This window comes from Williamsia sp. z71, from assembly GCF_059553375.1.
Map to the genome: position 1 here is coordinate 317,433 of NZ_JCANWX010000005.1, position 23,700 is coordinate 341,132.

The window sequence follows — 23,700 nt, forward strand, 5'->3', positions numbered from 1 at the left end:
GTAAGGGTAACGCGCCCGCAGCACCTGCCTGTGCACCGAGGACATCTAACGGGGCCGGCCCGACCGCGATCACCGCACCGCGACCACCATCAGGGCACCCGGACACGCATTCGCACGTTGCGATAGGACATCCGATGCTGCTGCGACGGTCCGAGATCGTCGAGGCAGCTCATGTGCATCTGCGTGCTGTAACCCTTGTGGACGGCAAATCCGTACCCGGGGAGCTCGCGGTCCATGGCGACCATGATCCGGTCCCTGGTGACCTTGGCGACGATGCTGGCGGCGGCGATACAGGCCGCGGCCCCGTCGCCGCCGATCACCGGAAGGGATGGAGCTGTCAGTCCGGGCACCACGAACCCGTCGGACAACACGTATCCGGGATTCACCGGCAGACCCGCCACCGCGCGTCGCATGCCCTCGATGTTGGCCACGTGGATCCCGATCCGATCGATCTCTTCGGCGTCGACGATCACGGCGGACCACGCGAGTGCATGACGGGTCACCGATTTGTACAACTTCTCCCGGGTGGATTCGCTGAGCTTCTTCGAATCATCAAGTCCCGCCAGGGAAACCAGCCCGGTCGGCTTGAGGACACAGGCCGCCACGACCAGCGGACCCGCACAGGCTCCGCGTCCGGCCTCATCGACCCCGGCCACCGGCCCGAGTCCACTGCGATTGAGCGCGGCCTCGAAGGTGCGCAGACCGGCCGCTCGTCGAATCGCCACCCGGGGTGGCCACTTCGTTGCCACGGACATCGCTATTTCTGTGGGTTGACGGACTCTACGCCGCCGAAGCGGGAGAACGGGTAGATGATCATTCGGACCTTGCCGCGGATGTCATCGACCGGAACCATGCCGTGCAACTGGTCGTCCATATGGAAACGAGAGTCGGCGGAATTGCCGCGATTGTCACCCATCACCCAGACCTGCCCTTCGGGCACATCGAGCGGTCCGAAATCGGGGCCGAAGCACGAGTTGAGTTCGCCGTTGGTGTCGAGGAGCTCGGCCGGCCGCAGTTCGGCGTTCTTCCGCTGCAGTTCCAGGTCGATGTACGGCTCGACCAACGGCTTGCCGTCGACCTTGGCGCCGGTGCCGTCGGCATTGTGGCATTCGATGCGCTGACCGCCCACGGCGATCACCCGCTTGACCAGATTGTTTTCGTCGGGCGGCGCGAAGCCGAACCACGACAGGGCGTTCTGCGCGCCACGGACCACGGTGTTCGATGAGCGCGGGGACTGCCATCCAAGATCCCACGACGATGTCGGGGCCTTGAAGACGACAACATCTCCGGGCTCGGGATCACCGAAGCGATAGGACAGCTTGTCGATCACGATGCGATCGTTGGTGCATCCGTTGCATCCGGTGAGGGTGGGCTGCATCGATTCCGAGGGAATCACATACTGCCGTCCGATGAACGTCTGCAGCACCCAGGTGAGCAGGAGCACACAGACGATGATGATGGCGGTCTCGCGGAGCAGAGAACCCTTTTTCTTGGGCTTTCGGCCATCATCATCGTCCAGGCTGCGCCAGGGGCGTGGAGAGTCGTCCGATCCGGACGGATTGTCGCTGTCGGGTTCGTGTCCGTAGGGACGTGAACCGTCAGGAGTGCGGGGGGTGTCGACCACGCCGCAAGCCTAGTGTGTCAGCGCTTTTCTTTGATCTTCGCGGCCTTGCCACGCAGGTCGCGGAGGTAGTACAGCTTCGCGCGACGGACGTCACCACGGGTCAGGATCTCGACCTTGGCCAGGTTCGGGCTGTGGACCGGGAAGGTGCGCTCGACGCCGACACCGAAGGAAACCTTGCGAACCGTGAAGGTTTCGCGGACGCCACCACCCTGGCGACGGATGACGACACCCTTGAACACCTGAACGCGTTCTTTCGAGCCCTCGATGACCTTCACGTGAACGTTGAGGGTGTCACCCGGACGGAAGTCGGGGATGTCGTCGCGCAGGGACTTGTTGTCCAAGAAATCCAGAGTGTTCATACTGTCGGTTCCAATCCTGTTGGCGTGAGCAGAGGAACCTAGCGGCCTTGCGGCTCGACTGGTTCGTGCTCTGATTCGTTTGGTCTCCGCGACGGATCAGCGGACAGAAGATCCTGACGTCTGATCGTCGATCGGCAACTGGTCAATTGTGCCAGAAGGACCCCGCCCGTGAGAAATCGTCTCGGCCAGCACCAGCTCGCCGGACTCCCCTGGTGCCGGTGCCGCATGAACCACGACGTCGAGTTCGGCCTCGGCCTCGGCCTTGGCGTGGGCGACGTCGGGTTTACCGGCCATCAGGTCCTGCATGAAGATCTTGGCCCGGATCAGTGGGCGCCGAATGCGGCGTTCACGGCGTACTGCGGCGGCCATCTTCTTCTCGCGTTTGGTGTAACGCCACCGGGCCCAGGGGGATGTCGGGCGCGCCAGCCGGATCGACCCGATGATGAGCAAGGGGAAGATGAACAGCCCGATCAGCCCCGTCCAGATCTTGCCCTTGACCAGAACGATGCCGGTGAGCACCGCGACGACGAGCAGCGAAATTCCCAGCGCCACCAACGAGACCACATCACCGGTGTCGGCGTCATCGATGTCGAAGGGACGAAAGCCCATCAGCAACAGGCCCATGACCGCCAGGGCGACGAACACCGCGTCGATCGAGGCCCGGCCTTCTTCGGCCCAGTACACATCGCGCAGATAGAAGATGAGCGCGAACTCGTCGAGTACCAGCGCCGCGCCGATCCCGAACAGGCCGGCGAAGATCGAGAGCACCACCTGCGAACCGTTGATCGACATCGCGATCAGGCCGAGCCCCGAGACCATCGTGAGCACCGTCCCGAACACCACGTGGTGGATGTGCATGCCGCCCGGTGTCACGTTGTTGAACCACCAGCTGACCTCGGCGCGGATCAGGCGGACACTGATCCGGATCCCGAGAAAGCCCAGGATGAAGCCGATATACGCCACGAACAGCGGAAGTCGCCCGTTGTCGACGATGTTCTCCTGGAACCAGTGCGCCATCCGATGAGGTTATCCCCCGATGTGATCACGAAGGACATTTGCGATCAATACGGTCGAACCGGTTGCCGCGCACGCCTCGCAGACGAGTTCGCGCAGCCCGTCGCGCCCCCGACCGGCGATGCCGAACTCCAGCGCGGCCACGGCGCGGGCCCGGCCGAACTCCGCGCGGTGGTCCGTCATCCGGCCCGCCTGCCCCGCCGACAGCGCCGCCCCGTCCAGCCGGGCTCGCATCGACCCGATCGACAGTCGATGCCCCGGGCCGATCGGCCGGTTCGCGCGCCAATCGGTCAGTACAGCGGTGATCACACCGTCGGTCGGGACCGCTGCGGCGTCGAGCGCGGTGACGGTCAGGATCAAACCTGCTCGGCTCACCTGACCGGGTTCGACCCGATCGACCAGGCCGGCAACGCCTGATCCCAGGACATCGATCCGGTGTGCGGTCACTGCCCGGCGTCCTGGGCACTGCCGTCGTCGACGCCGAGGCTGTGGGCTCCGCTCTCGGCGATCTCGGCGGCGACCTCCGGCGGCGGTGGGGTGGCGGCACAGACGGCCAACGGCTCGATGTCGCGGCCGGCGAAGTAACCCATGATCGCGAGTTCGGGTGCACGGCCATCGCCGACGACGACCTCGTGTGGTTCCGGCGATGTACCCGGACGTAGGTATCCACCGAGTTCACTGGTCCCGACCACCACGACGTGCCTGCCGTCGCCGGCGAGGCCGAGGCCGACCGCGATCCGGATCCACGGTGCCACCTCCGGTGGCTGTACAGCGGCCAGGTGCGCCGCCCGCGCGCGCAGCATCGCCAGATCCACGTCGGCGACGTCGAGGTCCGATCGATGATCTGAGCCACGCGCGGGCGCCATCACGCCTGGCAAGGCTCCCGCCATGGCGCCACCCATCGGGGCCATCATCGGCGCTCCCCCGGCGCCGGACCGGGCCTCGCCGCGGTCGGGCTCATCGTGCGATTGCAGGTCGTCGGTGATCTCGCGGGTTCGCCGATCGAGTTGTCCGGCGGCAGCGGTGATCACCCGGGCCGCCGCATCATGTGCACCCACCAGCCCGGTGGTGTCACCGGTCGCCGTGGCGACGACCTGACCGGCCAGCACGTCTCGATCGGCAATCGCCGCAACGACGGTCAACCGTTCCTGCGTCCGGGCAACCGCGTCACCGTAGGCGTGGGTCGCGGTGGCGTGATGATCGATTCGTTCGATGGCGGTCGCGACTTCGACATCGGCGATGCGGCGGGCCTGATCTGCCATGGCCACCACCGCCTGTCCGCCACCGGTCGCGGCGATGTCACGAGCCGCGTCACCGAGAGCAACCTGCACCTGCGACAGTCGCTGCATCAGCAACGTGAACCGCTCGCCTGCCCGGTGTAGCCGTTCGGGATCCGTTGCCGGCCAATGCTTTTCCAGCAGGTCCGGAATCGGCTCGCTCAGCATTGACCGGTCCCGATCCCTGCCGCCGCGGTGGCGTCGGCATCACCGAACTCGGCGGCCGCCCGGGCGAGGTCACTGCTGAACTCGAGAACGGCGGCGCGGGTGGCCCGCAGATGCACCCCGGTGACCTGTGCCGATCGGGTCTGGGCGACGTCGAACGCGGCACCGGTGTGGTGACCGGAGCAGTCGTGCCGGAGGTCGGCGATGATCGAATCGACCTCTGCCAGAGCTGCATCGAGTTCCCCGACCAGCGGCGCGAGCCGACGGGCCGCGGCGACCAGCGCGGCATCGTCGAGCAGCAGTTCACCACCGGATCCCTGGCTCATCGCACCCCCTCCACAGGGGTGATCTCATCGAGATCCCGATAGTGCGGCCCCGGGTTTCTGACGATCTGTTCAGTCAGCTGGTTCCGCTGCCCGGCGAGTTCCCCGTCGGCGCGCGCAGTGAGTTCACAGATCAGCGATGACAACTGGTCGGCGCGATAACGGCGCAGGGCCAGTGGTTCCAGGTGCAGGTCGATCAGGGCGCCGCGGGCATTGGTGACGACCGTGACCAGTCGATCCGTCGAGGTCACCTCCACGGTCATCGTGCGCAGTTGTTCTTCGACCTCGCGCAGTTGTGCACGTTGCCGGTCGACGTCATCGAGCACCGACTCCCAGGCCCGCGTGTTCATCGGCACCGCCCGTGCGGATTCCGTACTCATCGCCCACCCCCCCATTGGTGTGCGGCGATCCTAACCCGCGCCGGACTCCGTCGGGCCGGGTGGCAACAGATCAGGTGGCAGGAGATCGGGACGACGCGCGCGGGTGCGTTCGATGGACTGCTCGCGACGCCACCGCTCCTGTTTGGCGTGGTCGCCGCTGAGCAGCACCGGGGGTACGTCCAGTCCACGCCACGACGGCGGCCTGGTGTAGCTGGGACCTTCGAGCAAACCGTCGGAGAACGAGTCCTGCTGATGCGAGTTCGCATTGCCCAGAACCCCGTCGATCAGCCGGACGGTGGCCTCCACCATGGCCATCACGGCCACCTCGCCACCGATGAGTACAAAGTCGCCGATCGAAACCTCTTGGACGCGAACGCGTTTGGCGGCATCATCGATCACTCGCTGGTCGATGCCCTCGTACCGGCCGCAGGCAAAGACAATGTGATGTTCTTTGCTCCAGGCCTGGGCCGTCTGCTGGGTGAACGGGACGCCGGCCGGCGTCGGTACCACCAGCAGGGCGTCATCCGGACAGACCTCGTCCAGACAGGGACCCCACACGGTGGGTTTCATGACCATCCCGGGACCGCCACCGTAGGGCGAATCGTCGACGGCCCGGTGTACGTCGTGGGTCCAGTCGCGGAGGTTGTATGTGTCGAGCGCGAGTATGCCTCGGTCGATTGCCTTGCCGAGCAACGCCATTCGCATCGGCTCGAGGTATTCGGGGAAAATCGAGACGACGCCGATCCGAAGTGCGGGCTCAGGCGTTTCCGCCTGCGAGGACACCTCGGTCACTCCGGATCCAGGAGGCCGTCGGGCGGATCGATCTCGATGAGGTCGGGACTGACCGTGGGGACGATCGCCGCCACGAACGGGATGAGGATGTCGCGGCCATCGGCCGTCTTCACCGACAGGAGATCACCGCCGGGCATGTGGACGACGTCGGTGACAACACCGACATCGTCGCCGGACACGGTCCGGACCGGGGCTCCTTGGAGCTCATGGTCATAGAACTCGTCCGGGTCGTCGCCGGAGGAGACGGCATCCGAGTCGATGAGGAAGAGGGTGCCCCGCATGTCGGAGGCCGTGTCGCGGTCGGCGACCTCCGCCAGGGTCAGCAACAGCCGCCCGGAATGATTCCGGGCGGCCGTCACCGTGTAGTTGTTCTCGACAAACGTGTTCTTGCCGGTCGACTTGCGCCCACGAAGGACATTGCCGACGGCAAAGCGTTCGCCGGGTTCATCGGTCCGGACGTCGACCACCAGTTCACCGCGCACGCCGTGCGTTTTGGCAACGCGGCCGACAACCAGATCCATGTGTCTTTCCGATCAGCGATCGGTGTCGACGATGTCGACCCGCACACCCCGGCCACCGATACCGGTGACCAGAGTGCGCAACGCGGTGGCCGTACGACCGTTACGGCCGATGACCTTACCCAGATCTTCCGGGTTCACGTGAACCTCGACAAAACGTCCGCGCCGGCCGGTGACGAGCTCAACTCGCACGTCATCCGGGAAGGCGACGATGCCGCGAACGAGATGTTCGACTGCGTCGGCGACAACGACACTCACTTGTCGGTTGCCTCAGAAGCGGGAGCCTGCGCTGCTGCCTCGTCGGCGCTGCTGTCGGCCTTCTTGGCGGCCTTCTTCTTCGGGGTGGTGGCCTCGGCGGCGGGTGCGTTGTCGGCAGCGGCGAGCGCGGCGTTGAACAGATCCAGCTTCGACGGCTTCGGCTCGGCAACCCGCAGGGTGCCCTCGGCGCCCGGCAGGCCCTTGTGCTTCTGCCAGTCACCGGTGATCTTCAGGAGTGCGGCGACGGGCTCGGTCGGCTGTGCGCCGACTCCCAGCCAGTACTGCGCACGCTCGGTGTCGATCTCGATCAGCGAAGGCTCTTCTTTGGGGTGGTACCGACCGATGGTCTCGATGGCCCGGCCATTGCGGCGGGTACGCGCGTCGGCGACGACGATGCGGTACTGGGGATTGCGGATCTTGCCGAGGCGGGTGAGCTTGATCTTGACAGACACGAGTTACTTCCTTCTATGGTCACAGTGCAATTCGGCGACATCTCGGAATTGAGATGCCCGGTTTTGCTGTTCGTGTGGTGTGACCGCCGGTCGGTGTCTAGCCGGGTCCGGCGAACCAGCTGACCATTCTGCCAGAGTCGGGCGCCCGAACTGAAATCACACCCGTTTCTGCCCGGCACCTCCCCCGTCGACCGTGCCGATATCACCGCCGAGCGGGCCTTCGTTGCCGTCGACCGTGCCCTTGTTGCGGCGTCGGGTCAGGTGGTCGCGTTCGAGGCGACTGCTTCGCGGACCTCCTGGGCGATGAGGTCGGCGTTGATCTGGGCGCCGGCCATCGCTCCGGCAGCGGCCGCGGCGGACACCTGCGCCATCAGATTGGTGATGTTGCCGGCGACCCAGACACCCGGCACGGATGTCACCCCGTTCTCGTCAGCCGGGATGTGCTCACCGACACCCATCGGGTGCGCCTGCGATTCCAGACCGAGGTCGGCGAGGAATCCCGCGCGGGCGACAAATCTCGGCGTCACGGTGAGCGCCTCGCGTTCGACGAACGTCCCATCCGCGAGCCGGACACCGGTGAGCCTGTCCCCCGACGACTCCACCGCGACCACCGCGCCCTCGACCACCTTGATCCCCCGGGCCGACAGTGCCGGCGCATCCTCAGCGGACGGTGTCAGCGCATCGTTGAGGAAGAGCGTCACGTCCGGACTCAACTGACGGAACATCTGCGCCTGGTGTATCGCCCAGGCATTGGTCGCGAGGACGCCGATCGCCTGACCGCGCACCTCCCAGCCGTGGCAGTACGGGCAGTGCAGCAGATCTTTGCCCCACCGCTCCCGCAACCCGGGGATGTCGGGCAGTTCGTCGATCAATCCGGTGGTCAACAGCAGTCGGCGCGCGCGGACGGTTCGACCGCCGGCAACGGTGACGGCAAATCCGGCATCGACGGTGCCGTCGACCTCGACAACGTCACCGTCGGCCAGGTGGACGCCGTACCGGAGGACTTCCTCGCGGCCGATCCCGATGAGCTCGGCCGGGGCGACCCCTTCCCTGGTGAGAAAGCCGTGCACCCCCGCGGCCGGTGCGTTGCGCGGGGCACCGGAGTCGATGACCAGGACCGAGCGCCTGGACCTCCCCAGCATCAAAGCCCCGCTCAAGCCCGCGGCACCACCGCCGACGACCACCACGTCGTATTCACTCTGCATCTGTTCAGTCATGTCCGCCACCCTGCGCCCACCTCGCCGATTCCGGCAAGTTTGTTTGCCATCACAGCAATATTTGGCAGACTCTCCAGACATGGACGACGACTTGAACCAGGCCCTGACCGCGGTCGGTCCACGACTGCGTGCACTACGTCGCAACCGTGACATCACACTCGCCGACCTCTCCGCGACGACCGGCATCTCCGAGAGCACGCTGTCTCGGCTCGAATCCGGCGGTCGTAAACCCACACTCGAATTACTGCTGCCGTTGGCCAAGGCATACTCGATCCCCCTCGATGAGCTCGTCGGCGCACCCCCGACCGGAGACCCGCGGATACATCTGCGGCCGATCAACCGCCATGGCCGGACATTCATCCCGCTCTCGCGACGGGCCGGCGGTGTCCAGGCGTTCAAACAGATCATCCCGCCGCAGAACGTCCAGCACCCCGACCTCAAGACCCATGAGGGTTATGAGTGGTTGTACGTCCTGTCGGGACGGGTCCGCCTGATCCTCGGAGAACAGGATCTCGAGTTGGCGCCGGGCGAGGTGGTCGAGTTCGACACCCACGTACCCCACTGGATCGGAGCGATCGGGCCGGAACCGGCCGAAGTCCTCAACCTCTTCGGGGCACAGGGCGAGCGCGTCCATGTCCGGGCGCGCGGCTGACCGCGGCTTCAGATGACGTTGCCGCCGCAGACGATGACCTGCGGCGTCCGCAGCACGGTCAGATCCGAGATCGGATCACCCGAGAGCACAAGGACATCCGCGCGATCGCCCGCATCGAGGGCACCGACGCCGAGCCAGCGGCGCGCCGAACCGCAGGCGGAGTCGAGGGCCGCTCGCGCGCCCAGACCTATCCCGGCCAGTGCCACCACCTCGTCGACGATGCGACCGTGTTCGACGAATCCGCCCGCGTCGGTACCGGCGTAGATGTCGACCCCGGCGGCGACCGCACTCGCAAATGTTGCCGGCGCATCGGCGTAGAGCTTGCGCATGTGTTTCTGGTATGCCGGGAACCGGTCGGCGCCGTCGGCGATCGACGGGAAGTTCTCCACCTGGATCATGGTGGGCACCAATCCGATCCGGCGCTCCGCCATCACTGCGATGAGCTCGTCGTTGAGGCCGGTGCCGTGTTCGATGCAATCGATGCCGGCGCCGATCAACCCGTACAAGGCCTCGGTGCCGAAGACATGGGCGGTCACCTTCGCGCCGCGGTCATGCGCGACGGAGATCGCTTCGCGCAGAACATCCTCGGGCCACAGCGGTGCCAGATCGCCGCGGTCGCGGTCGATCCAGTCCCCCACGAGTTTGACCCAGCCGTCTCCTGCGTCCACCTGCCTGGCCACCTCGGCCGGCAGATCCGTGACGTCATCGAGGTCGACGCCGTAGTCACGCAGGTAGCGCTTGGGACGGGCGATGTGCTTGCCCGCCCGGATGAACTGCGGGCAACGAGGATCGGCGTCGAGCGGATGTGTGTCCAGCGGCGAGCCGACCTCGCGGATCAGCGTCGCACCGGCCCGGACATCGGCGTACGCGAAGGCGCGGGCCTGCTCGATGGTCACCCCGAGCCCCGGTGCGATACCCACGTGATTGTGGGCATCCACCAGACCGGGCATGATCCAGCCGCCGTCGGTCACGGTGACCGCGCCCGGCACCGACTCGTACGAGATCACGCCGTCGGATACCCAGAACTCGACCGGTTCACCGGTCCCGACCGCACGACCCCGAAAGTGCAACTGCGACTGCACCATACGTCGGGTTCCGGTTACTTCTTCTTGGGCCGCTGGAACTGACTGACGTCGATACCCTCGAGCCCGGGCGGAAGCTGATCGAGGCCGGCAGGCATGTTCGACAGATCCGGGAAGCCGGCGGGCATTCCACCGGGCATACCGCCCGGGAAACCGCCCCGCACCTTCGGCGGCGTGGGTCCGCGACCGCCCTTCTTGCCCTTCTTGCCGCCCTTTTTGCGATTCACCTTGCGATTGCCACCGGGCATGCCCATCCGGCCGGCCATCTGCGACATCATCTTCCGCGCGTCGAAGAACCGATCGACGAGTTGGTTGACGTCGCTGACGGTGACACCCGAACCATTGGCGATCCGGGCCCGGCGGGAACCGTTGATGATCTTGGGGTTGTCGCGTTCGGCGGGCGTCATACCGCGGATGATCGCCTGCACCTTGTCGAGCTGCTTGTCGTCGACCTGGGAGAGCGCATCTTTCATCTGACCCGCGCCCGGCAACATGCCGAGCAGGTTCCCGATCGGGCCCATCTTGCGGATCATCAGCATCTGTTCGAGGAAGTCCTCGAGCGTCAGCTCGCCCTGACTGATCTTGTTCGCCGCGTCCTCGGCCTGCTGCACGTCCCAGTGCTGCTCCGCCGACTCGATGAGGCTGAGCACGTCGCCCATGCCGAGGATGCGACTCGACATCCGGTCGGGGTGGAAGACGTCGAAGTCTTCGAGCTTCTCTCCCGTGGACGCGAACATGATGGGGCGGCCGGTCATCTCGCGAACCGACAACGCGGCACCACCACGGGCGTCGCCGTCGAGCTTGGTGAGCACCACACCGGTGAAGTCGACACCGTCGGCGAACGCCTCGGCGGTGGCCACGGCGTCTTGACCGATCATGGCGTCGAGGACGAACAGCACTTCGTCGGGGTTGACCGCGTCGCGGATCCCCCGGGCCTGCCGCATCAGTTCCTCGTCGATACCGAGGCGACCCGCGGTGTCGATGATCACCACATCGTGCAACTTCGCCGTGGCTTCGGCGACACCGCCTCTGGCGACCTCGATCGGCTCGGCAAGGCTTTCCGCACCGTCGTGGCCCGAGACACCGAGTTCGCCGGTACCACCGACGCCCTGTCCCGGGTGTGGCGCGTACACCGGCACGCCGGCACGTTCACCGACGATCTGCAGCTGGCTGACGGCACCGGGACGCTGGAGGTCACAGGCCACGAGCATGGGGGTGTGCCCCTGCTTCTTCAGCCAGGCCGCCAGCTTTCCGGCGAGCGTCGTCTTACCGGCACCCTGCAGACCCGCGAGCATGATCACCGTCGGCGGGGTCTTGGCGAACTGGATCCGCCGGGTCTCGCCACCGAGGATGCCGACGAGCTCCTCGTTGACGATCTTGACGACCTGCTGCGCCGGGTTCAGCGCCCCGGACACCTCGGCGCCCTTGGCCCGTTCCTTGACCCGGCTGATGAAGCCGCGGACGACGGGCAGCGCCACGTCGGCCTCGAGAAGCGCGAGACGGATCTCGCGACACGTGCGATCGATATCGGCATCGGACAGCTTGCCCTTGCCGCGCAGATCGGTAAGGACACCGGCCAACCGGCCTGAGAGGGAGTCGAACATGCCCCTAGCCTATCGGGACACCGGATTTACCGGGTTTGTCGTCGTGTTCTCGGGGTGGCGCCGGTGGTGGTACCACCGCAAGAATCGCTTGTTCTAGCTGGTCACGGGTCTGCGAGCCATCTCCGGGCAACCGGATACAGAACGAGTCGACGACCGATCCGCCCATGGTGGCGACCTTCGCCCAGGTGATGTTGGCGCCGTGACGTTCGAGAACGTCACTGACCCGGGCCAGCAGCCCGACCCGGTCACCGGCACGGAGTTCGAGGATGACGCTGCTGTCGTCGTAGCCGTCGAACCAGATCACCTTCGGGGGTGCCTGCGCGAACAGAGCGGGCACCGCGGGCGACACACTGCCGTCCGGTGGCGCCGGCGGCGCGCTGTCGCGTTCCTTGGCGTCCAGGCGGGCGATCACATCGATCCCACCTTCGACTGCCTGGATCAATTGCTGACGAAGCAGACCCACCTCACCCGGATCACCGAAGATCGGCGACACGAGGAAGGTGTTGACCGCACTCCCGGCGTGCGTCTGCACGACCGCACTGAGCAACCTCAGGCCCCGCAACGACAACACTCCGGCCATGCGGGACAACAGGCCCGGCTGCTCGGGCGCGATCATCGTCACGGCGAAAGTGTGCTGGTTGTCGGTGGACACCATCTCGACGCTGATGCCGCCGGCCTCGGCGAGGGCGATCAGCTCCGGCGTCAGCGGATCGGGGATGGACAGTTCGCCACCCTCCATCAGCCGCAGACACCGCCGGACCAGTTCGCCGATCAGCGAAGCCTTCCAATCACCCCAGACACCCGGCCCGGTGGCCAGCGAATCGGCCTCGGCCAGCGCGGCGAGCAACTCGAGCAAAACCCGTGACCCCCCGAGGGTGTCGACGACACTCTGCACCGTCGCCGGGTCGTCGAGGTCGCGGCGGGTGGCCATCTCCGGCAACAGCAGGTGGTAGCGGACCATCTTCGACAGGATCACCACGTCCTCGGGCCACAACCCGAAACGATTGCCGACCTGGTTGGCGAGTTCGGCGCCGACAACGCTGTGATCGGCGCCGCGCCCCTTGCCGAGGTCGTGTATCAGGGCGCCGAGGACCAGTAGGTCCGGCCTGGACACCCGCGTAGTCAAAGCGCTTGCGTTGGCGGCGGTCTCGACGAGATGCCGGTCGACGGTCCAGGTGTGGATGGGATCTCGGGGCGGAAGGTCGCGCACCGCACCCCATTCCGGGATGAGCCGACCCCACAGACCGGTTCGGTCCAACGCCTCGATCGGCCGGATCATGTGCTCGCCGGACCCGAGTAGAACCAACAGATCGCTCAGCGCGTCCGCGGGCCAGGGTTCGCGCAGTTCCGGCGCGAAATCCGCGAGCCGCGCCAGCGTCGCCGCCGCCATCGGCAGGCCGGTCCGCGCCGACGCCGCCGCGACCCGGAGGATGAGTCCGGGATCCTTGCTGGGGAACGCATTGCGCGCCAGCGCCACTTCGCCTTGATGCTCGACCACACCTTCGTCGAGCGGGCGCCGGATCGGAGATCGTCGCAACTTCGACAAACCCTTGCGGGGCAAGGAGTTCGACGAGGTGCGCAGACCCACGTCGACGGCGTAGCTGATGGTGCGGGCACTGTCGCTGATCGTGCGCGCCAACTCGAACCGATCACCTATCCGGAGTGCGGCACCGATTTCGTCGGCGTCCTGCGCCCGTAGCTGTTCCCGGGGCCGGCCGGTGATCCGGTGCAGTTCGGTACGAACGTCCAACAATCGCGTATACGCCTGGCGCAGACCACCACCGGGCGAATCGGGCCGCAGCGCGGCCATGCCGTCGGTCAGCTGGGCGATTGCGAGGGCGTCGAGCATGTGCACGTCCCGTAGACCGCCGCGGCCATATTTCAGATCCGGTTCGGCCCGGTGCGCGATGTCGCCACTGCGACGCCAGCGATCCCGGGCCTGGTCGACCAATCCGCCGAAGCGCGAGCGGATGTCGGTGCGCCATTGCTGGCGCACACCACCGATCAGGAGCCGTGAGAGATCCTCGTCACCGGCGATGTGCCGGGCCTCGAGGAGTCCGAGCGCCGCAGACATGTCGGAGGCGGCAACCTGCAGGGCCTGCGACACCGTCCGCACGCTGTGGTCGAGTTTGATGTGCGCGTCCCACAACGGATACCAGATCTGATCGGCGACCTCGGCGACGACCGCCGGGTCCATCTCGTCGTGGAGCAGGATCAGGTCGAGGTCTGAGTGGGGTAACAACTCCTGGCGTCCGAGTCCACCGACCGCGACGATCGCAAACCCGCTACCGGGTTTGATCCCGATCTCGGCCGCCTTGGTGGTGAGCCAGAAGTCATGTAGATCGACCAGCACCCGCCGCAGGGCGGGCGCGTCGATGCGCTTGTTGCCATCGGCGCGGGTGAGTAGTTGTTTGCGTGCCGTGACGAGGTCTGTTGCCGCAGCAGGGGTCGCGTGAGACGGCTGCGGTCCTGCCTCCGAGGGTTCCTCGGAAGCAGGACCGCGACCGCCATTGAGAAATGGCACTGTCTTACAGGGCTTCGCTGCCGCGTTCCCCGGTACGCACCCTGATGACGGCTTCCACCGGGGAGACCCAGACCTTGCCGTCACCGATCTTGCCGGTGCGTGCGGCTTCGACGATCACGTCGACGACCTTGTCCACTGCGGCGTCGTCGACGACGACCTCGACCCGGACCTTCGGAACGAAGTCGACCGAGTACTCCGCACCGCGGTAGACCTCGGTGTGGCCCTTCTGGCGCCCGTAACCCTGGACTTCGCTGACGGTCATACCGACAACACCTGCTTGCTCCAGACCAGCCTTGACATCTTCGAGCGTGAACGGCTTCACGATCGCGGTAACTAGCTTCATTTGTTGTATCCCTCCATGAGGATCACGTAGCGAGATTGAGTTTGCAGGACTTAAGCGAAGTCATACGCGCTTTCGCGGTGATCCGTCTCATCGATACCAGTGTCCTCATCCTCGGTGCTGACCCGCCACCCGAGTGGCTTGAGGGCGAAGGCGATGATGGCGGTCATGACCGCGGTGAATGCGACAGCAACCAGGGCGATGACGATCTGGATGACCAACTGCTTTCCGCCGCCGCCGTAGAAGAGACCAGTCTCGGAGGCCAGCAGGCCGATGCCGACGGTGCCCCACAGGCCGGCGACGAGGTGCACGCCGACGACATCGAGCGAGTCATCGAAACCGAGCTTGGTCTTGAGACCGACGGCAAGGGCAGCAAGGGCACCGGCGATCACACCGAGGATCAGCGAACCGATCGGGGTGAGCGCGCCACAGGCCGGGGTGATGGCGACCAGGCCGGCGACGATGCCCGACGCCGCGCCCACACCGGTGGCCGACTTGTCGCGGATCTTCTCCACCACCAGCCAGCCGATCAGGCCTGCCGCGGTGGCCGCGGTGGTGTTGATCCAGACCAGACCTGCCAAAGCGTCGGCGGTGCCTTCGGATCCGACGTTGAAACCGAACCAGCCGAACCACAGGATCGCGGCACCGAGCATGACGAACGGGACATTGTGCGGACGGAAGGCGGTGCGTCCCCACCCGGCGCGCTTACCGATGATCAGCACCAGGACCAGCGCTGCCATACCTGCGTTGATATGAACGACCGTGCCGCCGGCGAAGTCGATCGGGGCGACCTTGGCGACGATGTCACCGTCGACGTCCTCGGTACCGAAGATCCACGACGAGAAGCTGGTCTCGGCGTTCGAGAGCAGACCACCGCCCCAAACCATGTGTGCCAGGGGGAAATACACCAGGGTGGCCCAGATGCCGGTGAAGACCAGCCACGTCGAGTACTTGACGCGCTCGGCCAGGGCACCCGAGATCAGTGCGACAGTGATCACCGCGAAGGTGAGCTGGAAGCCGGCCCACACGATGGCCGGGACGTCTCCGAAGCCGCCGATGACATTCAGCGTCTCACCGTCGATGTCCTTGGTCTCCATCAGTTGATTGAGGCCGAAGAGGGAGAACGGGTTGTCGAAGATGCCCAGGATGTCGTCGTCGCCGGTCGTCGATGACGAGAACGACATCGAGTAACCCCAGAGCACGTAGATCACGCTCACGACGCCGAGGGAGCCGAAGGACATCATCATCATGTTGATGACGGATTTCTGACGCGATAGGCCACCGTAGAAGAAGGCCAGTCCCGGTGTCATGAAGAGCACGAGTGCGGCGCTCGTCAGGACCCAGGCGGTCGCCCCGACGTCGTAGGGCGCAAACGCATCGTCTGGCAGTGCCAAAACCACTGTAAGAAACCTCCTAGAGTGCGCCGACGGCTCGGCGCCTTCAAAGAGATTGGCGGTCGAGGATTTCGTTTAGGGTCCTCTGGTGTTTCAGGCGTGTGAACCGCCACCCGATTCATGTTTCATCTATGTATACCGGCAGGAACCACGTTGATCAGAGCGCCGGACCGACGTTGATTTGTTGTGTGAGGCTGCCACCGGTCGCGGCGACTGGGACGATCTGGGCCAGGATTGTTCAGCCCAGCAGTGCGTCGACGAAGGCCTCCGGTTCGAACGGTGCCAGATCGTCGGCGCCCTCTCCCAGACCCACCAGCTTGACCGGCACACCCAGCTCGCGCTGCACATGGAAGACGATCCCGCCCTTGGCGGTGCCGTCCAGCTTCGTCAGGACCACCCCGGTGATCGAGACGACCTCGGAGAACACCTTCGCCTGGGTCAGGCCGTTCTGACCGGTGGTCGCGTCCAGCACCAACAGCACCTCGTCGACGGCGGCCCGCTTCTCGACGACCCGTTTGACCTTGCCCAGCTCGTCCATGAGGCCGGTTTTGGTGTGCAGGCGGCCTGCGGTGTCGATCATGACCACATCGACGCCTTCGTCGATGCCACGTGAGACGGCATCGAACGCGACCGCGGCGGGGTCGGCACCTTCTTTACCGCGGACCACCTCGGCACCGACCCGCTCGGCCCACGTCTGCAGTTGGTCGGCGGCGGCGGCGCGGAAGGTGTCGGCCGCACCGAGCAGCACCCGGCGCCCGTCGGCAACCAGAACGCGGGCCAATTTGCCGGTGGTGGTCGTCTTGCCGGTGCCGTTGACACCGACCACCAGCAGGACCGACGGCTTGCCGGCATGCGGAAGCGCGCGGATCGAGCGGTCCAGATCCGGCTCGACCTGGGCGATCAACACCTTGCGGAGCAGGGCCCGGACCTCGGCCGCCGAACGGACCGGCGCCTGCGCGAGTTCGGTACGCAGCTGTTCCACGACTGCCATCGTCACCGACGTGCCGAGGTCGGCCATCAGGAGCGTGTCCTCGATCTCTTCCCAGCTGTCCTCGTCCAGGTCGCCGGCGCCGAGCAGTCCGAGCATGCTCTTGCCCAGCGCATTCTGGGACCGGGACAGACGACCACGGAGTTGGCCCAGCCGGCCCGCCGTCGGCGCGATCTCGTCGAGCTTGGGCTCGGTGACCTCGGGCTCGGTCACGACAACGGTTTCCGGCGCCGGTGCCGCAGGTTCTGCGATCACCTCGGGTTCGACGACCTCCGGCGTCACGGTTTCCGGTTCGGCGGGCTCCGGTACGACGGTCTCCGGTTCAACGGTCTGGGGCTCGGAGAGTTCCGGTTCTGCGGTCTTCGGTTCTGCGGTCTCCGGCTGAGCCACGTCGGGCTCTGCCACCGGGGTCTGGGCAGCAGGCGGTTCGACCACGGGGCGTTCGACGACGGGCGGTTCGACGACCCGGGGCTCCGGTGCGACCTCTTTGTGGGGTGCGGTCGGGATGTCCGGGGTCGGCGGCTCGGCGACCGTCGTCCCCGCCCCGCCCTGGGTGAAGGAGAATCCCGAACCGGCCTGATAGCCACCCGATTTGTCGACCTGCCGGGTGCCATCGGAGCCGGTGATCTGATCTTCGCTGTCGCGCAGGGAGATTCGACGGCGGCGCGAGACCACCAGGCCCGCCACCACCAGGGCCAAGAGCAACACGGCAACGACAACGACGATCGCGATTACTGCACCTGAGTTCACCGGCCCAGTCTGCCAGAGGAGCTCGCGGGCGTACGTCCGGACACAGTCGAGCGAACGTTCGCAACCGCACCGATGATCTTGATCTGGGCGTACGGTGATTGTCAGACCCTGCACCCATACTCGTTACGCCCTGACCAAGACCAGGAGACGAACATGAGCATTTCGGTTGACCAGTCCGCTCTGACCACGAAATTCCTCGACGTGCGCGGGCTCACCGACCGTCTCACCGCAGCACTCTCCCCCGAAGACCAGACACCTCAGTCGATGCCGGACGCGAGCCCCACGAAATGGCACCGCGCGCACATCAGCTGGTTCTTCGAGGAGTTCATCCTCCGCGAGCTCCCCGGATACACCGTGTACGACGAGTCGTTCCGCTATCTCTTCAACAGCTATTACGAGGCCGTCGGTGCCCGGCATCCCCGCCCGGAGCGTGGCCTGATCACCCGGCCGGGCCTCGAAGAGGTCACCCGTTACCGCGAATACATCGACCGCGCGCTGGTCCGCGCCCTCACCGAGGACCAGCTCGACGAGGCCGCGATCAGGCTGGTGGAGCTCGGCTGTAACCATGAGCAACAGCATCAGGAACTCATCCTGATGGACATCAAGCACTTGCTCTCCACCCATCCGTTCGGTCCGGTGTACGTCGAATGGACATCCGAGTCGACCGAGACCGCCCCACCCCTGCGCTGGAAGTCGATGACCGGTGGGCTGGTCGAGATCGGCGCCGACGGTCGCGGGTTCAGCTACGACAACGAGGGTCCACGCCACCCGGTCCATCTGCAGGACTACGAGATCGCCAACCGGCAGGTCACCAATGGTGAGTGGCTGGAGTTCATGGCCGACGACGGTTACCGGCGCAGCGAGTTCTGGTTGTCCGACGGCTGGGCCCGCATCCAGGAGACCGGATGGTCCGCGCCCGGCTACTGGAGCAACGATGACGGAACGTGGACCACGTTTACGCTGTCCGGTCGGCGTCCGGTCGTCCTCGACGAGCCCGTTGCGCACGTCTCCTTCTATGAGGCCGACGCCTACGCACGGTGGGCCGGTGCCCGCCTCCCGACCGAGTTCGAGTGGGAGCACGCCGCCGCCGTCACGGGTGGGCGGCGCGGTGGACTGCTCGATCCGCAGCGATGTCATCCTTCGGTCGCCACCGAATCGATGGTCGGCGACGTGTGGGAATGGACAGCGAGTGCCTATCTCCCCTACCCCGGGTTCGTGCCGGCCAATGGTGCGGTCGGTGAATACAACGGCAAGTTCATGAGCGATCAGCACGTGTTGCGTGGTGCGAGCGCTCTGACACCACGCGGCCACGAACGGATCACCTACCGCAACTTCTTCCCGGCTCCGTCGCGGTGGGTACTCAGCGGCCTGCGGCTGGCCCGATGACGATGACGGGGTCGAACGCGTCCGTGAATCCAGATCTGGTGGCCGATGCGGTGGTCGGCCTGTGGCAGGATCCGCCGGTCCTGCCGGCGAAGTGGCTGTACGACAAACGCGGCAGCGAATTGTTCGACGAGATCACCCGCCTCCCGGAGTACTACCCGACCCGCCGGGAAACCGAGATCCTGCGGGCGCACAGCGACGACATCGCCGCGGAGTCGGCGGCCCGCACGATGATCGAGCTCGGGTCCGGCACATCGGAGAAGACCCGGCTGTTATTGCAGGCGTTCACCGATCGCGGCGGCGCCTTCACGTACGTACCCCTCGACGTCAGCGTGGAGATGTTGCTCTCGGCCTCCGAGCAGTTGGCTGCCGAGTTCCCGGCTGTCGAGGTGCAACCACTTCACGCCGATTTCGGGGATCCGGCGCTGTCCCTGATGCACCATCCCGGTCCGCGGATGGCGATCTTCTTGGGCGGCACCATCGGCAACCTCGACACCGGCGAGCGCGCCGACTTCTTTCGGCGCATCTCCGGAGCATTGCGTCCCGGCGACTTCTTCCTGCTCGGTGCCGACCTGATCAAGGACCCCGGCCGACTCATCGCCGCATACGACGATCGCGCCGGCGTGACCGCCGATTTCAACCGCAACGTGATCGAGGTCTTGCGGAGTGGTCTGGCCGCCCGGGGCCTGTACGCCGACGACTTCGATCACATCGCGCGGTGGAACCCCGCCGAACACCGGATCGAGATGTGGCTCCGGGCCCGCCGCGACATCTCGGCCGAGTTCGGGACGATCGAACGCAGCTGGGAACTGCGCAAGGGCGCCGAGATCCTCACCGAGATCAGCACCAAGTTCGACCTCGACACCCTGCACGACGAGCTCGCGACCGCCGGCCTCGAGCGCCACCACACCTGGACCGATCAGGCCGGGGACTTCGCGGTACTGCTCAGTCAGGTGGCCGGCTGACCCGCGTCGACGGTCGGCGCCCCGAGATCCTGGCCACGCATCCGCTGCGAGATGACCGTGGTGATGCCGTCGCCCTGCATGCTGACGCCATAGAGCGCGTCGGCGACCTCCATGGTCGGCTTCTGGTGAGTGATGACGATCAACTGTGACTTCTCGCGGAGCTGCTCGAACAGCGTGATCAGTCGGCGGAGGTTGGTGTCGTCGAGGGCCGCCTCGACCTCATCCATCACGTAGAAGGGTGAGGGACGCGCCCGGAAGATCGCCACCAGCATGGCGACCGCGGTGAGCGACTTCTCACCACCGGACAACAGCGACAGTCGTTTGACCTTTTTGCCGGGCGGACGGGCCTCCACTTCGATGCCGGTGGTCAGCATGTCCGACGGGTTGGTCAGGACCAGACGTCCCTCACCGCCGGGGAACAGGGTCTTGAAGACCTCGACGAACTCCCGTTCGACATCGGCGTAGGCCTCGGTGAACACCTGCAAGATCCGGTTGTCGACGTCCTGCACGACGTCGAGAAGATCTTGCCGGGCCTTCTTCACGTCCTCGAGTTGCGTGGACAGGAAGTTGTAGCGCTCCTCGAGTGCGGCAAACTCCTCCAGCGCAAGCGGATTCACTTTACCGAGGGTGTTCAGATCTTTTTGCGCCTTCTTGGCACGGGCCAGCTGGGTGGCCCGGTCGAACGGGATCGGAGTCGGTGCGACCACCGTCTCGCCGCGCTCCTTGGCCTGGTGGTATTCGGCGATCTCCAGGTCTGTCGGGGGCAACGCGTTGTCCGGCCCGTATTCGGCGATGAGATCGTCGGGACTGATCGCGAAGTCGTTCATGATCTGCTCTTCGAGCTGTTCGATCCGCAGCGACACCTGCGCTTTGGCCACCTCGTCCCGGTGGACCGCGTCCTTCAGCGCGGTGAGCTTGCCGCCGACCTCGGCAGCGGCCTTCTTGGCCACGTCGAGGTGTTCGGTCCGCGTGGCGCGTTCACGCTCGAGCTCATCGCGATACGACTGTGCCTGCGCCACCGCGCTTTCCAGTCGCAGAGCGATCTGCTTCCCGAGCTCCAGAGCAACCGCAGCGACTTCCGCAGCGTGGGCCCGGGCCTTGTTCTGACGTTCTGCGCGCTCGCGCGCCTCCCGCTCGGCGCGGGCGGCCCGTCGCAATGAATCGGCCTTGCCGCGAACCGAGGCCAGGCGCTCCTCGGCACTGCGCAGGACCAGCCGGGATTCCATCTCGACGGCCCTGGCCTCGGCGACCGCTGCCGCTGCCGCATCCCGCTCGGTGTCCGGCAGTTCACCGTCGCCGCCGCGATCGGAACTCTCGTCCCGGGCCATGTGCAAACGCTCTTCGGCGGCCGCGAGTGTGGCCATCGCCTCGGTTCGGCTGTCCTCGATCCGAGCACGCTGCGCCGCCAGACGGGACGATTCCTCCTGCGCTGCCCGGGCCGTCTGACCGAGCCGCGCGAGTTGTTCGTAGATCGCACCGAGCTGGGCGTCCGATTCGTGCAGCGCGGCGAGTGCCTGTTCAGCGGTGTCGCGGCAGTCCGACTGTTGGGCCAGGGCGCCGGACAGGGCGGCCATGAGTTCTTCGCGGCGCCGATCGGCCTGCACCAGATCGCTTCGGGCGGCGTCGATCGCGGATTGCACCTCGATGGTCGACGGCCGTGCACCGGTTCCGCCGCTCCGCCATCCGGCGCCGATCAGGTCGCCGTCAAGAGTCACGATCCGCAACGAACCAACTTGCGGCACAATATTTTTCGCGTCAGCGACAACCAGTTCGGCGACCTCGACCGTGTCGGCGACAACGGTGTAGCCGAGCAGGAGTTCAACAGCGCCGGTCAGCGATTCGGGCACTGAGACGACTTCGAGCGCCCACCGGGCACCGGCAGGCAGGGCCGCGTGGCCGCGGCCGTCCGATTCGACCCCGCCGATGAGTACCGACGCCCGTCCACCCTCGTTCTCCCGCAGCGCCGACAACGTCGCACGGGCCCTGGGCAGGTCGGCGGTGGCCACTGCGTCGGCGGCCGGGCCCAGCGCCGCGGCGATGGCGGCTTCGAAGCCTTCCTCGACACGCAGCAGCGAGGACATCGGGCCGAGTAGATCGGCCGAACGGTGCTCCATCAACCAAGCGCCGCCGTCTTTGCGTTCCAGTCCGACGGCCAGGGCGTCGATCCGGGCCTTGAGCGAGGTGACCCGTTGTTCGGCTGCTCGTTCGGCGGCCTGTAGTTCGGCGACCCGCTCGTTGGCCTGGTTGAGCGCGGCCACACTGCGCTCGTGGTGTTCGTCCAGACCCAGTTCGGAGGCATCGAGGTCGGCCACCGTCGCCGCCGCGGCATCGAACTCCTCGCCCGCCGACTCGGCGCGGGCGGCCGCGTTCTCGATGGCGGCACCGAGTCGGGCCGATTCCGCGTCGATGGTCTCGACCTTCGTGCGCAGGTTGTCGACCTGTCCTTCGAGCCGGGCCAGCCCTTCGCGCCGGTCGGCAACGGCCCGGACGGCCGCCATGTGTGCACGCTGGGCCGCGGCGGCTTCTTCCTCCAGTTCGGCGAGCGCTTCTTTCGCCCCGTCGAGCTGCATGCCGGCCTCTTCGACGGACTCGGTGAGCGCGGCCTCCTCGGCGGCGGCGGCCTCTGCCTGCCGCTCGAGTTGTTCGGGATCGCGGCTCGAGTCGGGTCGCACCGGTTCGGCCAGGTAGCGGCTGCGCTCGGCGGCGATGCGGCAGGTCGCGCCGACCCGTTCGGTCAGCGCCGAGAGGGCAAACCAGGCCTGCCCGGCCTCATTGGCCGCCGGGACGATCTGGGCCAGCGACTTCTCGTTGTCGTCGACCTGGATCTGGAGTTCATCGAGCTGTGCCGCCAGTTCGCCGGTCTGCCTGCGGAGTTCGCTCTCACTGGTTTGCTGCTCGGCCAGCTCGTTGCGCCGGATCACCAGGTCGTCTGCGGCGAGCCGGAGCCGGGCATCACGCAGGTCTGCCTGTACCGTCTGCGCACGCCGGGCGATCTCGGCCTGTCGACCGAGCGGTTTGAGCTGACGGCGCAGCTCCGAGGTCAGGTCGCCCAGCCGGGACAGGTTCGCCTGCATCGCGTCGAGTTTGCGGACCGCCTTCTCCCGGCGCTTGCGGTGTTTGAGGACACCGGCGGCCTCTTCGATGAAGGCCCGGCGTTCTTCCGGCCGGGATTCGAGGATCGAGGCGAGGCGCCCCTGTCCGACGATGACGTGCATCTCCCGGCCGATGCCGGAGTCACTGAGCAGTTCCTGGACATCCATCAACCGGCAGGAACTGCCGTTGATCTCGTATTCGCCGGCTCCGTCGCGGAACATCCGGCGTGTCACCGACACCTCGGAATAGTCGATGGGCAACGCGCCGTCGGAGTTGTCGATCGTCAACGTCACCTCGGCCCGGCCCAGAGCCGCGCGACCCGATGTGCCCGCGAAGATGACGTCTTCCATCTTGCCGCCACGGAGTGCTTTGGCGCCCTGCTCGCCCATCACCCAGGTCAGGGCGTCGACCACGTTCGACTTGCCGGACCCGTTGGGACCGACGACACAGGTGATACCCGGTTCGAAACGCAGGGTGGTTGCCGACGCGAAGGACTTGAATCCCTTCAGGGTCAGGCTCTTGAGGTGCACAGCGCCTCAGCCTACC

23 protein-coding genes are annotated in these 23,700 nt (G+C 66.3%); 3 read left to right on the forward strand and 20 right to left on the reverse strand.

Annotated features, from left to right (window positions below):
* Nucleotides 1-89: 89 nt before the first annotated feature.
* The 13 genes from AC51GR_RS14520 to AC51GR_RS14580 form a co-directional block, all read right to left on the reverse strand.
* Nucleotides 90-755 (reverse strand): ribonuclease HII, encoded by a 666-nt coding sequence (locus AC51GR_RS14520; RefSeq protein ID WP_496325340.1) that lies wholly within the window; start codon nucleotides 753-755, stop codon nucleotides 90-92.
* Between the two features lie 2 nt (nucleotides 756-757).
* Nucleotides 758-1,624: a signal peptidase I gene (gene lepB, locus AC51GR_RS14525; RefSeq protein WP_496325341.1), complete on the reverse strand. Its 867-nt coding sequence runs from the start codon at nucleotides 1,622-1,624 to the stop codon at nucleotides 758-760.
* Between the two features lie 17 nt (nucleotides 1,625-1,641).
* On the reverse strand, nucleotides 1,642-1,983 hold the full coding sequence (rplS, locus tag AC51GR_RS14530; RefSeq protein ID WP_496325342.1) for a 50S ribosomal protein L19: 342 nt from the start codon (nucleotides 1,981-1,983) through the stop codon (nucleotides 1,642-1,644).
* A gap of 96 nt (nucleotides 1,984-2,079) precedes the next feature.
* Nucleotides 2,080-3,000 (reverse strand): hypothetical protein, encoded by a 921-nt coding sequence (locus tag AC51GR_RS14535; protein ID WP_496325343.1) that lies wholly within the window; start codon nucleotides 2,998-3,000, stop codon nucleotides 2,080-2,082.
* A 9-nt stretch (nucleotides 3,001-3,009) separates the two neighbouring features.
* Nucleotides 3,010-3,444: a hypothetical protein gene (locus AC51GR_RS14540; RefSeq protein ID WP_496325344.1), complete on the reverse strand. Its 435-nt coding sequence runs from the start codon at nucleotides 3,442-3,444 to the stop codon at nucleotides 3,010-3,012.
* Nucleotides 3,441-4,442 carry a hypothetical protein gene (locus AC51GR_RS14545; RefSeq protein WP_496325345.1) on the reverse strand — a complete coding sequence of 334 codons (1,002 nt, stop codon included), beginning with the start codon at nucleotides 4,440-4,442 and terminating at the stop codon, nucleotides 3,441-3,443. Before AC51GR_RS14545 ends, AC51GR_RS14540 begins: the two co-directional genes overlap by 4 nt.
* The gene (locus tag AC51GR_RS14550) at nucleotides 4,436-4,765 is read right to left on the reverse strand and encodes a hypothetical protein (protein ID WP_496325346.1); all 330 of its coding nucleotides are present in this window, start codon (nucleotides 4,763-4,765) and stop codon (nucleotides 4,436-4,438) included. The genes AC51GR_RS14545 and AC51GR_RS14550 overlap by 7 nt, the downstream gene beginning before the upstream one ends.
* The gene (locus AC51GR_RS14555; protein ID WP_496325347.1) at nucleotides 4,762-5,142 is read right to left on the reverse strand and encodes a YbaB/EbfC family nucleoid-associated protein; all 381 of its coding nucleotides are present in this window, start codon (nucleotides 5,140-5,142) and stop codon (nucleotides 4,762-4,764) included. Before AC51GR_RS14555 ends, AC51GR_RS14550 begins: the two co-directional genes overlap by 4 nt.
* Nucleotides 5,143-5,172: 30 nt before the next feature.
* Entirely contained in the window at nucleotides 5,173-5,934 is a 762-nt protein-coding gene (trmD, locus tag AC51GR_RS14560; protein WP_496325348.1) for a tRNA (guanosine(37)-N1)-methyltransferase TrmD, read from the reverse strand.
* Entirely contained in the window at nucleotides 5,931-6,455 is a 525-nt protein-coding gene (gene rimM, locus AC51GR_RS14565) for a ribosome maturation factor RimM (protein ID WP_496325349.1), read from the reverse strand. The genes trmD and rimM overlap by 4 nt, the downstream gene beginning before the upstream one ends.
* Before the next feature lie 12 nt (nucleotides 6,456-6,467).
* Nucleotides 6,468-6,710, reverse strand: coding sequence for an RNA-binding protein (locus AC51GR_RS14570; protein WP_482139001.1), 243 nt, complete (start codon nucleotides 6,708-6,710; stop codon nucleotides 6,468-6,470).
* Nucleotides 6,707-7,162: a 30S ribosomal protein S16 gene (rpsP, locus tag AC51GR_RS14575; RefSeq protein WP_496325350.1), complete on the reverse strand. Its 456-nt coding sequence runs from the start codon at nucleotides 7,160-7,162 to the stop codon at nucleotides 6,707-6,709. The genes AC51GR_RS14570 and rpsP overlap by 4 nt, the downstream gene beginning before the upstream one ends.
* Nucleotides 7,163-7,419: 257 nt before the next feature.
* Nucleotides 7,420-8,379 (reverse strand): NAD(P)/FAD-dependent oxidoreductase, encoded by a 960-nt coding sequence (locus AC51GR_RS14580; protein ID WP_496325351.1) that lies wholly within the window; start codon nucleotides 8,377-8,379, stop codon nucleotides 7,420-7,422.
* A 79-nt stretch (nucleotides 8,380-8,458) separates the two neighbouring features.
* Between AC51GR_RS14580 and AC51GR_RS14585 the strand changes: the two genes are divergently transcribed.
* The gene (locus tag AC51GR_RS14585) at nucleotides 8,459-9,031 is read left to right on the forward strand and encodes a helix-turn-helix domain-containing protein (RefSeq protein WP_496325352.1); all 573 of its coding nucleotides are present in this window, start codon (nucleotides 8,459-8,461) and stop codon (nucleotides 9,029-9,031) included.
* 8 nt (nucleotides 9,032-9,039) lie between these two features.
* Here AC51GR_RS14585 and AC51GR_RS14590 read toward each other — a convergent pair whose 3' ends face one another.
* The 6 genes from AC51GR_RS14590 to ftsY all read right to left on the reverse strand — a co-directional run bounded on the left by AC51GR_RS14590 (nucleotide 9,040) and on the right by ftsY (nucleotide 17,713).
* Nucleotides 9,040-10,116, reverse strand: coding sequence for an amidohydrolase family protein (locus tag AC51GR_RS14590; protein ID WP_496325353.1), 1,077 nt, complete (start codon nucleotides 10,114-10,116; stop codon nucleotides 9,040-9,042).
* 14 nt (nucleotides 10,117-10,130) lie between these two features.
* Nucleotides 10,131-11,717 carry a signal recognition particle protein gene (gene ffh, locus AC51GR_RS14595; RefSeq protein WP_496325354.1) on the reverse strand — a complete coding sequence of 529 codons (1,587 nt, stop codon included), beginning with the start codon at nucleotides 11,715-11,717 and terminating at the stop codon, nucleotides 10,131-10,133.
* 4 nt (nucleotides 11,718-11,721) lie between these two features.
* On the reverse strand, nucleotides 11,722-14,241 hold the full coding sequence (locus AC51GR_RS14600) for a [protein-PII] uridylyltransferase (RefSeq protein ID WP_496325355.1): 2,520 nt from the start codon (nucleotides 14,239-14,241) through the stop codon (nucleotides 11,722-11,724).
* A 4-nt stretch (nucleotides 14,242-14,245) separates the two neighbouring features.
* The gene (locus AC51GR_RS14605) at nucleotides 14,246-14,584 is read right to left on the reverse strand and encodes a P-II family nitrogen regulator (RefSeq protein WP_495516783.1); all 339 of its coding nucleotides are present in this window, start codon (nucleotides 14,582-14,584) and stop codon (nucleotides 14,246-14,248) included.
* A 50-nt stretch (nucleotides 14,585-14,634) separates the two neighbouring features.
* Nucleotides 14,635-15,981, reverse strand: coding sequence for an ammonium transporter (locus AC51GR_RS14610; protein WP_496325356.1), 1,347 nt, complete (start codon nucleotides 15,979-15,981; stop codon nucleotides 14,635-14,637).
* Between the two features lie 232 nt (nucleotides 15,982-16,213).
* Complete coding sequence (gene ftsY / locus AC51GR_RS14615; protein WP_496325357.1) at nucleotides 16,214-17,713, reverse strand: signal recognition particle-docking protein FtsY; 1,500 nt, start codon at nucleotides 17,711-17,713, stop codon at nucleotides 16,214-16,216.
* Nucleotides 17,714-17,866: 153 nt separating this feature from the next.
* Between ftsY and egtB the strand changes: the two genes are divergently transcribed.
* Nucleotides 17,867-19,099 carry an ergothioneine biosynthesis protein EgtB gene (egtB, locus tag AC51GR_RS14620; RefSeq protein WP_496325358.1) on the forward strand — a complete coding sequence of 411 codons (1,233 nt, stop codon included), beginning with the start codon at nucleotides 17,867-17,869 and terminating at the stop codon, nucleotides 19,097-19,099.
* The gene (gene egtD / locus AC51GR_RS14625) at nucleotides 19,096-20,061 is read left to right on the forward strand and encodes an L-histidine N(alpha)-methyltransferase (RefSeq protein ID WP_496325359.1); all 966 of its coding nucleotides are present in this window, start codon (nucleotides 19,096-19,098) and stop codon (nucleotides 20,059-20,061) included. The genes egtB and egtD overlap by 4 nt, the downstream gene beginning before the upstream one ends.
* Here egtD and smc read toward each other — a convergent pair.
* Nucleotides 20,046-23,684, reverse strand: coding sequence for a chromosome segregation protein SMC (gene smc / locus AC51GR_RS14630; RefSeq protein ID WP_496325360.1), 3,639 nt, complete (start codon nucleotides 23,682-23,684; stop codon nucleotides 20,046-20,048). The genes egtD and smc overlap by 16 nt on opposite strands.
* Between the last annotated feature and the right edge of the window lie 16 nt (nucleotides 23,685-23,700).

What these genes read in the sequence shown, in the direction of transcription:
- AC51GR_RS14520 (WP_496325340.1), bottom strand. Translation starts at nt 755, where the DNA reads ATGTCCGTGGCAACGAAGTGGCCACCCCGGGTGGCGATTCGACGAGCG.
- AC51GR_RS14555 (WP_496325347.1), bottom strand. Translation starts at nt 5,142, where the DNA reads ATGAGTACGGAATCCGCACGGGCGGTGCCGATGAACACGCGGGCCTGG.
- rimM (WP_496325349.1), bottom strand. Translation starts at nt 6,455, where the DNA reads ATGGATCTGGTTGTCGGCCGCGTTGCCAAAACGCACGGCGTGCGCGGT.
- rplS (WP_496325342.1), bottom strand. Translation starts at nt 1,983, where the DNA reads ATGAACACTCTGGATTTCTTGGACAACAAGTCCCTGCGCGACGACATC.
- AC51GR_RS14590 (WP_496325353.1), bottom strand. Translation starts at nt 10,116, where the DNA reads ATGGTGCAGTCGCAGTTGCACTTTCGGGGTCGTGCGGTCGGGACCGGT.
- AC51GR_RS14545 (WP_496325345.1), bottom strand. Translation starts at nt 4,442, where the DNA reads ATGCTGAGCGAGCCGATTCCGGACCTGCTGGAAAAGCATTGGCCGGCA.
- AC51GR_RS14585 (WP_496325352.1), top strand. Translation starts at nt 8,459, where the DNA reads ATGGACGACGACTTGAACCAGGCCCTGACCGCGGTCGGTCCACGACTG.
- egtB (WP_496325358.1), top strand. Translation starts at nt 17,867, where the DNA reads ATGAGCATTTCGGTTGACCAGTCCGCTCTGACCACGAAATTCCTCGAC.
- AC51GR_RS14535 (WP_496325343.1), bottom strand. Translation starts at nt 3,000, where the DNA reads ATGGCGCACTGGTTCCAGGAGAACATCGTCGACAACGGGCGACTTCCG.
- AC51GR_RS14580 (WP_496325351.1), bottom strand. Translation starts at nt 8,379, where the DNA reads ATGACTGAACAGATGCAGAGTGAATACGACGTGGTGGTCGTCGGCGGT.
- ffh (WP_496325354.1), bottom strand. Translation starts at nt 11,717, where the DNA reads ATGTTCGACTCCCTCTCAGGCCGGTTGGCCGGTGTCCTTACCGATCTG.
- egtD (WP_496325359.1), top strand. Translation starts at nt 19,096, where the DNA reads ATGACGATGACGGGGTCGAACGCGTCCGTGAATCCAGATCTGGTGGCC.
- AC51GR_RS14605 (WP_495516783.1), bottom strand. Translation starts at nt 14,584, where the DNA reads ATGAAGCTAGTTACCGCGATCGTGAAGCCGTTCACGCTCGAAGATGTC.
- AC51GR_RS14550 (WP_496325346.1), bottom strand. Translation starts at nt 4,765, where the DNA reads ATGAGCCAGGGATCCGGTGGTGAACTGCTGCTCGACGATGCCGCGCTG.